This window comes from Paenibacillus qinlingensis (assembly GCF_013204845.1).
GTDB classification, from domain to species: domain Bacteria; phylum Bacillota; class Bacilli; order Paenibacillales; family NBRC-103111; genus Paenibacillus_E; species Paenibacillus_E qinlingensis.
Genome location: NZ_JABMKY010000003.1, coordinates 538,519 through 553,093, shown reverse-complemented (window position 1 = coordinate 553,093; position 14,575 = coordinate 538,519). Strand labels below are relative to the sequence as shown.

Genomic DNA, 14,575 nt, shown 5'->3' with positions numbered 1-14,575 from the left:
TTCAAGCCGGACGGCAGTTATCCTAGGAAATTATCGTACATTTTGAACATTGGACTCATGATCGCCGCCACAATCACGCCAACAATACTAGAGATAAACAGCAGCATCAGAGGTTCAATCACCGCCTTTAATCGATCTACACTCTGATCGACATCCGCTTCGAAGAAATCAGCGATCTTCGCAAGCATATTATCGACCTGCCCTGTCTCCTCTCCAATGATCAGCATTTGCACGACCATTTTGGGAAAAATGCCACTTTTTTGAATCGGTTCCGATAGCATTTTACCTTGCTGCAAGCTGTCTTTGGCATCTCGGAGCACCTTGGCAATTACTCGATTGCCAACTACTTTCGCGGTTACATCCAGTGCCTGTAAGACAGGCACCGCACTCACAAATAGGGAAGACATCGTACGTGTCATTCGGGCAACCGCAGCTTTTTTGAGAATAAGTCCAAAGACTGGAATCTTAAACTTGATCGTATCGATCCAATACTTCCCTTCTTCACTCGAAGCAAAGCTCCGATACAAGACCATGATGCCAATTAAGCCAGCTAAGAACATCCACCAATAATGGACGATTGCATCACTTGAGCTCATAACAAATCTGGTAATCAGCGGCAACTCCGACCCTTGTTCTAGAAACATATCCGCAAAGGTTGGGACAATTTTCAAGAGGAGAAAGATAACGACGACGATGGCGATGACCAGAACTACGATTGGATAAGTCATTGCTGACTTGACCTTTTGAACCGTTTTATGCTCTTTCTCGTAGTGTTCTGCCATCCGCTCAAGGACTTCGTCCAAATTACCGCCGGTTTCACCAGAAGCCATCATATTGACGAACATATCGGGAAATACTTTCGGATGTTCCCCCATCCCTTTGGATAAGGGATGTCCGCTTCTGATTTGCTCCGAGATATCGCCCAAAGCCGCTTTCAAATATTTGGAGGTCGATTGATCTTCCAGAATCGAAACGGCTTGATCAATTTGAATCCCCGCTCGGATCAACGTGGCGAATTGCCGACAGAAGATGACGAAGTCTTCAAGTTTGACCGCCCTTCCGATATGAATCTCCAGATCCATCGTTGTCTTGCGCTGCTCTTGGATGCTCCGAATGGTTATCCCGCGTCCTCTTAGCTCCGTAATCGCCAGCTGTTTGTTCTGTGCTTTCACCATCCCTTTCAGCTTCTTACCGCTTTCATTGACGGCTTCATACGTAAAGTTCGCCAAGTTATTGCTCACCCCCATTCATAGCCTTCTTCATTTCAACTACTATTCGTCTGCCACAGCTTTCAACACTTCCTCAATTGTGGTATGACCCTGGCGAATCTTGAGCAAGCCATCATAGAGCATGTTTTTAAACCCATTCTTCATCAAATGCTGCTCCAACTCGCTAACGGGACGATTCTGCACAATTAGGCTGCGCAGGGGCTCATCTACAACTAACAGCTCATGTACGGCGATACGACCTCTGTAGCCTGTTTTATTGCATGTTCCACAACCCTTGCCCCTCGTTACCATGACTGGTTTATCCGTGGCTCTCGGCGAAGTCATAGGTACTACAACACCTGTGCCAGTTCCCGCCAATTGTTGTTCAGTCCCGCTAAGCAGCCCATGCGTTTCCAACAGCTTCATCTCATCCTCTCTGGCAGGTACCTGAGCAGCACATTCTCGACATACACGTCTGACAAGGCGCTGAGCTACGATGCAGGAGAGTGAGGAAGCAATGAGATAGGAATCAATTCCCATGTCAACAAGTCGGCTAATCGTACTTACTGCACTGTTCGTATGGATGGTACTTAAGACCAAGTGCCCGGTTAGGGAAGCACGTACCGCAATTTCTGCTGTCTCCGCATCCCGGACCTCCCCGACCATTACAATGTTCGGATCTTGCCTGAGAATGGAACGTAAGCCAGAAGCGAAAGTTAAACCGATCTGAGAGTTAACCTGTACTTGTGTTACACCATTCATTCGATACTCGACGGGGTCCTCAACCGTGATGATTTTGACATCATCACCATTTAATTGTCCCAGGGCTGAATAGAGCGTTGACGTTTTCCCGCTTCCCGTAGGTCCCGAGATCAGCATGATCCCGTTCGGCTTCTGAATCATTTTGTCGAATTTCACCAAATTCGCATCACTTAGTCCCAATTCGGCAATTTTTTTAACACCTGCCGATTGATCTAAGATCCGAAGAACGATACTTTCGCCATGAACTGTCGGTAATGTCGAAACCCGAATGTCAATCCGGCGGTTATCCACCTGCATCTGGATTCGACCATCCTGAGGAAGCCGTCTTTCAGCGATGTTCAACTTTGCAATGATCTTCAACCTAGCCGTCAATACGCCTTGCATATGCTTGGGCAGCGCTTTCTCTGTTCGAAGTACACCATCGATTCGGTATTTCACGATCAGTTGTTTCTCCTGAGGATCAACATGAATATCGGACGCCCTCTGCTGCACAGCGGATTGAATGATTTGATTAACCAACTTTACAATCGGTGATCCTTGATCATTCGCTTCGCTTTCCTCATCTTTGATTTCGATTTTATCTAAATCGACCATCAGTTCATCGACAGATTCTTTCATGCCATAATTTTTTGTGATGGCTTGCTCGACCTCAGAACGAATCGCAATGACTGGCTGTACACTCATGTTCGTCGCCATTCGAATTTCTTCAATGGCTCCATAGTTTAACGGATCGACCATGGCAACTTTGATTTTGCCGTTCTTGCGTTCAATGGGGATAACACAATGCTTGCGAGCTAGCGTTTCAGGAATGAGTTGAACGGTTTGCATATCGAGCTGTGTCTCAAACATGTTAACAACCGGAAACCCTAACTGAAATTCCAGCACTTCAACCAGTTGTCTTTCTGTGATCAACCCTTTATCGATAAGAATCTCACCGATTTTCTTCCTCGTGTGCACTTGCTGCTTCAGCCCTTGTTCAAGCTGATCCTCTGTGATGAGTCCGTTCATGACGAATAATTCACCTATGCGCATTGGGGGGTCCTCCCTTCTGTTGATAGAGTACGTGACGGATCTGTGCAATTACATCATTTACGGTGATTTCAGTTCTTCCGCCGTTGGCGCTTTCGCGATGACAATAGGGTGCGGTGCGTAGTAATCTTTATATATCAACTCGTTCTTGCCATCATTCTTCACATCAGCGAACACTTTGACTAGAAGTCCTGATTGACCTTCACTACGTTTATCACCTTGACCTGTTAGTGTGAAATCTGTCAGTACAATGCTCTCTGGTGCGAATACTTCTTTACTAACCGTAATTTTCGGAGCTTTCCAGTCCGCTTTCGGTTTCCCATTGAACGTAACGACGGCTGTTTCCCCGTTATAGATCACGCCAACAGTAATGGGTACGTCAATCGAATTATAAAAGGTTAAATCTTTCAGCTCACTTTGAAAATTAACGTCAAATCCAGCAGCAGCATAAGTGGGATTATCTTGATGCGAATAACGTTCACCAACCTGCATACCAGCACGAAGCGCAGCTTCATACAATAGGGAGGCAACATGTGATAGCTCATCTGCCTTCTTCTCAGGCACTTTACCCTTGCTGACCTCGGTCAACCATGCTTGATAAGAGAATAACTTCCCTGGCTCAATCTTGATCAATCCCGCCTGCTCCAGCCATGCTTTCTCATTCGCATTTACAGCTACAATACTCTGTGCTTGCGAAATGACCTGCAGACCCGATGTTGAACTCTTGTCTGGCGTTGTTATTGCTGGTGTACTTATAGGAGTACTTGCAGGTACAACTGTTGGAGATGCCATGGCCGTAGGCGTTGCCGTTGATGCTGGTTTAACCGATGGCTTCGCGCTTTCATTGTCCGCGCCAGCTGCAAGTGCAGTTCCTTTCGTTGAAGCATGATCCGTGTCTTTCCAGAACATCAAACTTTCTAGTTTGTGCTCTGAATTCCACTCAATGAACCCTGCCGCCGATAGTCCATATACACTTCCAGAACCGACGACGCCTAGAAGAAGAATCCATTTAATAGGCTGCAGGATCAAGGCCCTTCTTCTTTGTCTCATAGCCAACCGTCCCTCAAAGCTCGACATTTTCCCTCCCGTTTCGGTGGGATGCCTCAAATATAGACGGTAATTTCTGTAGAGCAAATCATACATATTTATTAATTCAAATGACCTAATGCATGAACTATAATTCTTAAGCCTCGTTAGCCATTCAGATGCTTTTTATAGGGAATTCAATCTATGTGGGGGCAGGAGACGGAGGATGAAGTCGGGACTTCGCTTTAGAAGTCATACTTAGGAAGCGATTTCATATAGTTCTTTTGAGATGTACACATGCCATATAAAATCCGCTGCTTCTATATATCACTTGCATATGTATAAGATCAAACGCGTATTTTCAACAAATTCCTTAAAAAATGGGTCTTCCTCGTATATTCCTAGACGAACATTTGACTCTTCTTATAGGCAAAATGCGGCCATTCCAAAGCATGTTAGGGATTTTATCACCTGCATCTTAAAGAAAACCCGATCTCAGACGTGCTGTTCTAGTCTTTCCTTAGTGGATCCTGTCTTGTTCGTCATCGTTCCTTTCGCTGAACATGCAAAAAAGCTCCAATCCCCACATACATCGTGTAAGATCGAAGCTTTTTTTCTACAATTTGAACCATTTCTCAACTTAGTACGTCAATATGTTTAAATGTTATGTAATGCATATGTATGACTACTTGCTGTCAGCCTTAAATTGCGCCAAGAACACTAAGTATCAGTGATGCTTTGGAATTAACTTTCAACTTACGATTGATCTTCGTTACGTAAACACGAACAGTATTCTCACTGATCCCCAAAACTTTCCCGATTTGCTTATAATCGTAATCGAGCAACCAATACGTCGCGACTTCTTTTTCTCGCAGCGTCAGCTTGAAAGCTTTCAACCGTTCTTCCAGCATTTCCTCAACGAACCATGTTTTACTTTGCAATTCCGTCTTTCTAAGTTCATATTCGAGGAGAAGTGCAATCGATTTGATACACGGATACATAAAAGGTGCTGAAATATACTGAAAAGCAGTCAAAACTAAGTAACCGATACTCTGATTATCCGCCAGTTGAATCGGAACGCACATTGTCACCCAATTATGCATCGTATCCAGATAATGATCCTCACCACTAATCCAAACCGGGCGCTGAAGGTCAATGGCTGCCGAAACCGCGTTAGTCCCCGCGCTAGATAACGATAACGAAGATCCAATCCCGATGTTGTTCAAATTAGCGGCTTGCAAGATGGACCGTTCATCCCCATTAATCGTTAATATAACCCCATGATTATCCGTGACCATCAATAAATTAGGAAAGTAAAAAGTGTTCGTCTTCAGATGTGCTTGCCGAAGGATGACATCCATGAGTCCTTGGTTTTTAGCTAGTAGTCGTTCCATCATTTTCCCTTGAACGCGAAACCTCACGCGCGTCGAATCTCTTTGAACGCCATTAAGAAATGATTTCTCATGTAGCTTGGCTATCTCTGCTTGTGAGATGCCGACTCTCTCTGTAAATTCATGCATTTGCGTCTCTTCAGCTAACCCTTTCATCAATCCCACTGCCTTTCCCTATGTAACCCCGAAATAAATAGCATCCATGCTGTGAGTAGAATTGAATTATTTGTCGTATGCCGTCGCCCCTATCTTCACAACCTTTACAAATTTATGTATTTTTCGCGCATGTGTCACTAACTATAAGGCTCAAATCAAATGCTTGAAATAGTGCAAAGGTAGTAATTCTAAGAAGATAGTATACTTGCACTACAAAAAGATAGCGTTTGCAGTTCTTCCTTCAGGAATAAGGATTTCTGGCATGTGCCGTTCGTAGGATATATACGAATAATGTGTAAATCTGAATAAGTCCGATATAATCCAACTAAATCGAGCAAAACAAGTCTAACGCAAGGAAACAGGTGAAATCGTGCGGCAGTCAGAATCCGACTAATGCAAAAAATTGTTCCAATTACCCCTAACGCATTCAGATCCGAAGGCATATTATATAAACAAAACTTATCCTTTTCCAAATTAATTTTGATAAAGAGGTAAGAATGCCTAGGAGGCGAGATGCCAATGACGCTCATCAGAGCAATTGAACAGACATTCTGTAAGTTGCACGCACCCACTCTGGAACAATTAATAGACGCGCTTCAATCGATAGAGCGAAATCTATCCTTCGTTCCAGACCTCAGAACCGAGCCAGCACAACTGCCTTATGGTCGAAATGTGGTGTTTAGCTCACCCGCTCTGGAAGTTATCGTCATTCACATTCCGGCTTCCCGCTCTACAGCCATCCATAACCATGGCTTGTCCATTGGCGCGGCTTATCTAGCCTTAGGTTCTTTAGTGAATTCAACCTTTTCGTTAGATTCAGAAGGCTATCCGGTTGCTCAAAAGGATGACTTCATCCAAGCGGGGGAATATTTCACTGCGCCTGCTGAGCAAATTCACCAGTTAAACAATCCTTTTCATGAGCCGGCGATTTCAATCCATGTGTATACACCGCCGCTGCGTGAGGTTAGACGTTATTTGCCCTATAATGACGTCTTAGATTATGTTATCTAGTGAAAAACCCCTTGCAAGCCTCCGTCATATTGACGAGCTTACAAGGGGTTCTTTATTTATTCAGCGATTAGAATTGTAGTGCATTTTCGATAAAGGCTTTCAATTCGGAAATCGGCATACGCGTTTGTTCCATCGTATCACGATCACGAACCGTTACTTGACCATCCGTCTCGGACTCGAAATCGTATGTGATACAGAATGGCGTACCGATCTCATCATGACGACGGTAACGTTTACCAATGGAACCTGTATCATCGTAATCGACCATGAAATGCTTCGCAAGATCAGCAAATACAGCCTGTGCACCTTCACTTAATTTCTTGGAAAGTGGGAAAATCGCTGCTTTCATCGGTGCCAATGCTGGGTGGAAGTGAAGAACCGTACGGCTGTCATCACCTTCCAATTTTTGCTCTTCGAATGCATCAATCAGAAGCGCCAAAGTAACACGGTCTGCTCCAAGCGAAGGCTCGATACAATAAGGAACATAACGCTCATTCGTTTCTTGATCAATGTAGTTGAAATCTTCGCCTGAATGCGCCATATGCTGCTTCAAGTCGTAGTCCGTACGGTCTGCGATGCCCCAAAGCTCGCCCCAACCGAACGGGAATTTGTACTCGATATCCGTTGTTGCATTACTGTAATGGGACAGCTCATCGTCATTATGATCACGAAGACGAAGATTATCAGCTTTCGCACCAAGGGAAAGCAACCAGTTATGGCAGAAGCTTCTCCAGTACTCGAACCATTTCAAATCTTCACCTGGCTTACAGAAGAACTCAAGCTCCATTTGTTCGAATTCACGTGTACGGAACGTAAAGTTACCTGGCGTAATTTCGTTACGGAAGCTTTTACCGATTTGACCGATACCAAATGGCAGTTTTTTACGCATCGTGCGTTGTGCGTTTTTGAAGTTAACGAAGATGCCTTGTGCTGTTTCTGGACGAAGATAAACAACATTTGAGCTTGCTTCTGTTACGCCTTGGAACGTTTTGAACATCAGGTTGAACTGACGAATATCTGTGAAATCTTTGCTTCCACAATCTGGACACACGATGTTGTGTTCCACGATCAGTTTCATCATATCATCGAACGTCATGCCATCAACGATGATTTCGATATCCTTCTCAGCCAGCTTGTTTTCAATCAATTTATCCGCACGGTGACGGGCTTTACAGCTTTTGCAATCGATCATTGGATCGTTGAAGTTACCTACGTGACCAGATGCTACCCAAGCTTGCGGGTTCATCAAGATCGCTGCGTCTAACCCAACGTTATACGGGGATTCTTGAATGAATTTTTTCCACCATGCGCGTTTGATATTGTTCTTCAATTCAACACCAAGTGGGCCGTAATCCCATGTGTTTGCCAAACCGCCATAAATTTCGGAACCTGGGAAAACAAAACCTCTGTGCTTCGCTAATGCGACGACTTGCTCCATTGTTACACTCATTGTTCAATCGCTCCTTAAGCTCTAGTTAGTGGGACTTCGCCCGATGACGACCGTCTGGACATGAGCAAACATCAAAAAAGCTCAACATCCAAAGGCATCAAATAATGCCTAGGGACGAGAGCTTTAGCACCCGCGGTTCCACCCTAGTTGATACACCTAAATGAGCATGTATCCCCTTTATCGTATAGGCTCCGGATAGCCGTTTCCTTGATCTTCATTCTGGGCTTTCACCATCCCCAGCTCGCTGAACATGAAGTTCTTCAAGTACTATTCATCCTTCACAGCCATAATTGATGATTCAATTGGTCTTAGTTTACAGAATATCGCAGCAAAAATCAATCTCCCTAATACAATAAAAGTTCTAAAAGTAGTGTTTTCAGCGCCGAGAAGGTTGTGCGAACCTGAAGAAGGAGGAGCGGAGTGTAGGCAAAACCTACATGAGCACCGGACTTCAAAGGTGCACGCAAGATTCGATGTCGAAATACTACCTGGCTTACTTCGCGATCAAAAGACGACTTTAAGAACAACCTTTAATATAAATGGGGTCGACGATCTTCAAAAACGGGGATCTTTCCCCGTACACGGACAACTTCTTCTAGATCAATCGTTGCTCGAAGAATCGCTTCGTTCTCATCACCCTCAACAAGCACCTCGCCCCAAGGGTCGATAACCATCGAGTGACCGAAGAAATTCGTCGTTCCGCTTGTCCCAACACGGTTACATGAAACCACATACATTTGATTCTCAATGGCGCGTGCCATAAGAAGTGTACGCCAGTGATGCAGTCGTGGATGCGGCCATTCTGCAGGCACGAACAAAATACGCGCTCCATCTAAAGCTAATTTACGTGATAGTTCCGGAAACCGAATATCATAACAAATCATCGCCCCAGCCGGTACCCCTTCTAGCTCAAACAAGCCTACTTGCTCCCCACTGTGCAAAAATTTTTCTTCATCCATGAGCCGGAATAAATGGATTTTGGAATACTCTGCGATTTCGTTCCCTTCGCGATCCCATGCATAAATCGTGTTGAGCACACGATCGTCCTTTTTATCTGCAATAGATCCACCAATAATATTTACATGATGTGTACGAGCAAATCCACTCAAGAACGTTTTCGTTCTCTCCCCATTCACATCGGCAAGTTGATGAATTTCAGTTAGTGCATAACCAGTATTCCACATCTCTGGAAAAATGATGACGTCTGGTTTCTGAGCCGCTTCAACGGCTTCCATAAGCAACTTCTCTAAATGAACGAAGTTCGCATCTGGATTTCCGATTGTAATATCCATTTGAATGAGAGCAACATGAAGTAATTGTGATGACATGTCGAAATACTCCTTCCTGTTCAAGAAAAATACGTATGTGTACATACTAGTCGAAATGTGCGCTTAACTCAACATTCACTTAGCGAGCAAATCGGACTATACTACAACGTTGGTTTAAAAAGCTTCGACTGACCTCTTGCAATACTGAGCGTCTGCCAATCCAGCGAAGACCAATGCTTACACAATAGAACAATTTGCCCAACATGATACCCATAATGAGATACCTGACGCTGAATGGCCTGCAAGACAGTATGACTCTCACCTCGAATACGAACGAGCGACAGCACATCCTCTGCTGTCAGTGAGCCAAGGGTAGCGAATAGGACTTCCCAACCTGCTTCCCACCGTGCAAGCAATTCTTCTCGGGAAAAACGATCTTCTTCAAACTCGCCATCGCGATCTCGCCATTCTTTTTCTCCATCCGTGGTTAAAAAATCAGTCCAACGGGACAACATATTCCCATGCATATGCTTAATAATAACTTCAAGAGAATTCGACCCTTCATCTATAGACTGATAAAAGAAGACCTCATTTGTTTGGGCAAAAGCTTTATCCCCCAACTTCTTCATACTTTGAAAAGCACGTATCGATTCCTGCAGAAAAACATCCGCTACTTGAGCTTGATCTGTCATTCTCATTCATCTCCTTCGCCTATCTTTCGCCTATCTATGGTTCCATCATATGACATTGTTAAAATGAAGTATAATCGATTATCTTCATCGACTATGAAAAAAAGATTAATCATGTTACATTTAGGGTATATGTTAAAATCCCGACCTCCGGAGTGTGAATTAAACCGTGACAAACGTATCTTCAACAACTTCTCGATTTGCGATACAACCAGCTGATAGAATGAAAGGTCTGCCTACACAATTCTTCGCAACGCTCGTTGGCAAAGCAAATGCGCAAATCGCCGCTGGACATGATGTTATTAATTTAGGGCAAGGGAATCCTGACCGTCCTACCCCTCCGCATATTGTCGCTTCCATTCAAGAAGCCTCTGCGAATCCGTTATATCATAAATATCCGCCATTCAGCGGTTTTCCGTTTCTGAAACAGGCAATTGCACAGCGTTATAAAGAAGATCACAACGTGGACTTGGATCCTGACACGGAAGTTGCTATTCTTTTCGGCGGCAAAACAGGACTGATCGAAATCGCTCAATGCTTATTGAATCCTGGCGATGTCTGCCTTGTTCCTGATCCTGGCTACCCGGATTATTGGTCAGGTGTCGCTTTAGCAGGAGCCGAAATGGCATTCATGCCGTTACGTGAGGAAAATAACTTCCTACCTGACTATTCGCAATTAAAGCAGTCTGACTTGGACCGCGCCAAGTTGATGTTCATTAATTATCCGAACAACCCAACAGGTGCCACGGCCCCTGCTTCTTTCTACGAAGAAACTGTTGCCTTTGCTGAGAAAAATGGTGTTGTTGTAGCCAGCGATTTCGCCTATGGCGCTATTGGATTTGATGGTCAGAAACCGATCTCATTCCTACAAACTCCTGGAGCCAAGGAAGTCGGCATTGAATTCTATACCTTGTCCAAAACATACAATATGGCCGGTTGGCGTGTTGGCTTTGCCCTTGGAAACAAAGAAGTTATTCGCCTCATTAACTTGATGCAGGATCACTATTATTGCTCTCTGTTTGGCGGTATTCAAGTAGCTGCTGCTACAGCATTAACGGCTTCACAAGACTGTGTAGCAGAACTTCGTGATGTGTATGAAAGTCGTCGTAATGCGCTGTATACAGCACTTGCAAGCATCGGCTGGAACGCTAAGCCATCGCAAGGTTCCTTCTTCTCTTGGCTGCCTGTACCGAAAGGACATTCCTCACAAAGCCTTGCCGATTTACTTTTGGAAGAAGCTAAAGTTGTCGTAGCACCGGGTGTTGGTTTCGGTACGCACGGTGAAGGATACGTTCGACTTGGCCTTCTTTCTTCGGAAGAGCGTTTGGAAGAAGCTGTACAACGGATTGGAAAATTGAATATTTTTTAAAGCTATTATACGGGATTCTGGCCTTTTGCTCCTTTACAAAGTCTCGCTTACCATGCTATTCTAGATAGAATTAATTCCAAACAGCAACGTTATGATGGGAATAGTAAGAATCGTGCCGCACGTAACCAGGGAGTAAGCTCCATTGACTGAGAGAGCTTGCCGTGAACCGAATCCGAACCCGCCCCTGAACCGTCAACGATGAGTTGAACAGAGCCCTACTGTTATACAGGGAATCTAGAGTTGAGCGCTTCTATTTGATATGCGCTAATCTAAGGTGGTACCGCGGAAGCAACAGACTTTCGTCCTTATGTTTTAAGGGCGGGAGTCTTTTTTTGTATCTACATAGTTGGAAACCGAAGGATGGGATGAATATGACTCAGCGAATCGTAGTCAAAATCGGCAGCTCCTCATTAACCTCAGATACGGGTGGATTGAACCCGGATAAAATACGCTTTTTTGCGGCCGAACTCGCGCAATTGCAGCGCAGCGGCAGCCAAGTGCTGCTCGTGACATCTGGCGCAGTCGCCGCAGGCTTCACCTCCCTTGGCTACCGCACACGGCCCAAGGTGCTGCACGAGAAGCAGGCCGCCGCAGCCGTCGGCCAAGCGCTCTTAATGCAGGCGTACCATGAAGCATTCGCGTCCCACGGCATAAGCGTGGCGCAAATCCTGCTGACCCGGTACGACTTCTCCAACCGCAAGCGCGTGCAGAACGCGATGATGACGATTGACGAGCTTCTGCAGCGTGGCGTCGTCCCTATTATTAACGAGAACGACACCGTCTCGGTGGATGAATTGAAATTTGGCGACAATGATACATTGTCGGCACTCGTGGGCAATTTGGTCAAAGCGAACAAATTGATCATCATTACCGATATGGACGGTCTGTACACGGATGATCCTCGTAAGAATGCGAACGCACAGCGTATCGATCGCGTAGATGCGATCAGCGATGAGCTGTTCAGCTTCGCTGGGGGCTCTGGGAGCGCGGTCGGCACCGGCGGCATGCGCTCCAAGGTTGAGGCCGCCCGCATCGCGATGCGCGGGGGCGTGCCGGTGTTCATCGGGCGCGTGCTTGAGCCCGATGATCTGCACCTTGCCGTTGCCGGTACCGGCAAGGGAACGTACTTTGACACGGCGCTGAACAATCTGCCGGTCAAGAAGCAGTGGGTCGGCTTCCACTCGCTGCCCCAAGGGCAAATCATCGTTGATCAGGGGGCTAAAGCAGCCCTGATCAACGGTGGGAAGAGCCTGCTCCCCGCTGGTATCACATCAGCGATTGGCGACTTCCACCCCGGCGACGTCGTCGAGGTGATCTGCAGCGAAGGCGCGCTGCTGGGCCGCGGCGTCGTCAATTATGCGGCTTGGCAAGTGCAAGCCGCGGCAGGGCTATCCACCGACGAAGTTCAGAAACGCGTCGAAGTGTCACGCATCGAAGTTATTCACCGCGATGAATGGGTTCCTTTAACCTAACTTTTAACCTATGAGATAGAAAGCGAGGATCTCCCTACACATGAGACAGCAACGATTACTTAATCCAACATTACGAGATGTACCGGGAGATGCTGAAGCGGCCAGTCACCGACTGATGCTGCGAGCAGGACTCATTCGCCAGTTATCCAGCGGTATTTATTCCTACTTACCTTTGGGGCTCAAGGCGCTTGGGCATATTCAAACGATCGTGCGTGAAGAAATGGACCGCGCTGGTGCACAAGAAATGCTCATGCCAGCCCTTCATCCTGCCGAATTATGGAAAGCCTCTGGTCGTTGGGATGTCTATGGTCCTGAATTAATGCGACTCCAAGACCGACACGGCCGTGAGTTTGCTTTAGGCGCGACGCATGAGGAAGTTATTACAACACTCGTCAAAGATGAGATTCATTCTTATAAAAAGTTACCCCTTACGTTATATCAAATCCAAACGAAATATCGCGATGAGCGCAGGCCAAGATTCGGTTTATTACGTGGACGTGAGTTCTTAATGAAGGATGCCTACTCCTTCGATCGTTCAACGAGCGGTCTCGATGCTAGTTATCAAGCGATGTTTGACGCTTATGTCAACATTTTTACACGTTGCGGCCTCCAGTTCCGTGCTGTTGAAGCAGATTCCGGGGCGATCGGCGGTACAGATACGCATGAGTTCATGGCACTGGCGGATGTCGGTGAGGATACGATTGTACATTGTCCTGCCTGTCAGTATGCGGCTAATTTGGAGAAAGCTTCTGGGACGATTACTAACACAAGCGCGACAACGGCTGAGATGCCAAATACTCAACCAGCGAAAGTTCATACACCTGGCATAACAAGTATCAAACAATTAAGTCAATTCCTTCGCATAGAACCGCAGCAAATTATCAAATCCGTCGCTGTACAAGCGAATGGTGAGCCTGTGATCGCACTCATACGTGGTGATCTAGAAATCAATGAAATAAAGCTGAAGCACGTTCTTGGCGTTGATGAAATCACCATGCTTTCGGAAACCGAAATTGCTGCACTAGGTTCAATTGCAGGTTTTATTGGCCCAATTGGCCTATCATCTGTCAGATTGATTGCGGACAGTTCGATTCAAGGTCTAACGGATGCGGTTGTTGGCGCCAATGAAGCAGACTATCATCTTCAGCACGTGGATGTTCAGCGTGAATTGGCTGACATCCTGTATGCCGATGTTCGCAATGTCGGTCAAGGTGAAAACTGTAGCCACTGTGGGCATGAGCTCGCTTTTGCCAAGGGGATTGAAGTTGGGCACGTATTTAAGCTTGGCACCAAATATAGCGAATCACTCGGCGCTTCCTTCACCGATGAGAACGGACTCTCCGAGCCGATGATTATGGGCTGTTACGGCATAGGCGTGTCTCGCGTGCTGGCTGCCGTCATAGAGCAGCATCAGGATGAGCGAGGCATTAGTTGGCCTAACGCCATAGCTCCGTACAGCATTCATTTGCTAACTGTTCAGGTAAAAGATGAAGCTCGAATGACTTTATCGGAAGAGCTGTATCTATCCTTAACTCGCGCAGGCTTCTCTGTTCTCTGGGATGATCGCGAGGAGCGTCCTGGCGTGAAATTTAATGATGCCGATTTACTCGGCTTTCCATTGCGGCTAACCGTTGGTAAAAAAGCAAACGAACGCATTATCGAATGTAAAGAACGACGCAGCGGTTCTGCCTATGAGCTTAACGTTGAACAATTGTTAACGCATTGCCAATCCTTTTTCAACTAG

At 45.9% G+C, this 14,575-nt stretch carries 11 protein-coding genes; 4 read left to right on the top strand and 7 right to left on the bottom strand.

The features are described 5' to 3' along the window. Positions 1 to 17: 17 nt before the first annotated feature. From HQN88_RS09320 to HQN88_RS09305, 4 genes are all read right to left on the bottom strand, one after another. Positions 18 to 1,229, bottom strand: coding sequence for a type II secretion system F family protein (locus HQN88_RS09320; protein ID WP_246320121.1), 1,212 nt, complete (start codon positions 1,227 to 1,229; stop codon positions 18 to 20). 42 nt (positions 1,230 to 1,271) lie between these two features. Next, on the bottom strand, positions 1,272 to 3,002 hold the full coding sequence (locus HQN88_RS09315) for a GspE/PulE family protein (RefSeq protein WP_173110295.1): 1,731 nt from the start codon (positions 3,000 to 3,002) through the stop codon (positions 1,272 to 1,274). 57 nt (positions 3,003 to 3,059) lie between these two features. Next, entirely contained in the window at positions 3,060 to 4,049 is a 990-nt protein-coding gene (locus tag HQN88_RS09310) for a VanW family protein (protein WP_173110293.1), read from the bottom strand. 677 nt (positions 4,050 to 4,726) lie between these two features. Then, complete coding sequence (locus HQN88_RS09305; protein ID WP_173110291.1) at positions 4,727 to 5,572, bottom strand: helix-turn-helix domain-containing protein; 846 nt, start codon at positions 5,570 to 5,572, stop codon at positions 4,727 to 4,729. 519 nt (positions 5,573 to 6,091) lie between these two features. Here HQN88_RS09305 and HQN88_RS09300 point away from each other — a divergent pair. Continuing rightward, positions 6,092 to 6,583, top strand: coding sequence for a cysteine dioxygenase (locus HQN88_RS09300; protein ID WP_173110289.1), 492 nt, complete (start codon positions 6,092 to 6,094; stop codon positions 6,581 to 6,583). Positions 6,584 to 6,650: 67 nt separating this feature from the next. On the opposite strand, the gene HQN88_RS09295 is transcribed toward HQN88_RS09300, so the two are convergent. The 3 genes from HQN88_RS09295 to HQN88_RS09285 form a co-directional block, all read right to left on the bottom strand. After that, a complete protein-coding gene (locus HQN88_RS09295; RefSeq protein WP_173110287.1) occupies positions 6,651 to 8,033 on the bottom strand; it encodes a glycine--tRNA ligase in 1,383 nt (460 codons plus the stop codon). Positions 8,034 to 8,563: 530 nt separating this feature from the next. Next, the gene (locus tag HQN88_RS09290; RefSeq protein WP_173110285.1) at positions 8,564 to 9,361 is read right to left on the bottom strand and encodes a carbon-nitrogen family hydrolase; all 798 of its coding nucleotides are present in this window, start codon (positions 9,359 to 9,361) and stop codon (positions 8,564 to 8,566) included. Between the two features lie 101 nt (positions 9,362 to 9,462). Beyond that, complete coding sequence (locus HQN88_RS09285; RefSeq protein WP_173110283.1) at positions 9,463 to 9,993, bottom strand: DUF1572 family protein; 531 nt, start codon at positions 9,991 to 9,993, stop codon at positions 9,463 to 9,465. A gap of 166 nt (positions 9,994 to 10,159) precedes the next feature. Here HQN88_RS09285 and HQN88_RS09280 point away from each other — a divergent pair, with 166 nt between their 5' ends. From HQN88_RS09280 to HQN88_RS09270, 3 genes are all read left to right on the top strand, one after another. Then, a complete protein-coding gene (locus HQN88_RS09280) occupies positions 10,160 to 11,359 on the top strand; it encodes a pyridoxal phosphate-dependent aminotransferase (RefSeq protein WP_274319015.1) in 1,200 nt (399 codons plus the stop codon). A gap of 371 nt (positions 11,360 to 11,730) precedes the next feature. Next, a complete protein-coding gene (proB, locus tag HQN88_RS09275; protein WP_173110281.1) occupies positions 11,731 to 12,831 on the top strand; it encodes a glutamate 5-kinase in 1,101 nt (366 codons plus the stop codon). A gap of 40 nt (positions 12,832 to 12,871) precedes the next feature. Beyond that, positions 12,872 to 14,575: a proline--tRNA ligase gene (locus tag HQN88_RS09270; protein ID WP_173110279.1), complete on the top strand. Its 1,704-nt coding sequence runs from the start codon at positions 12,872 to 12,874 to the stop codon at positions 14,573 to 14,575.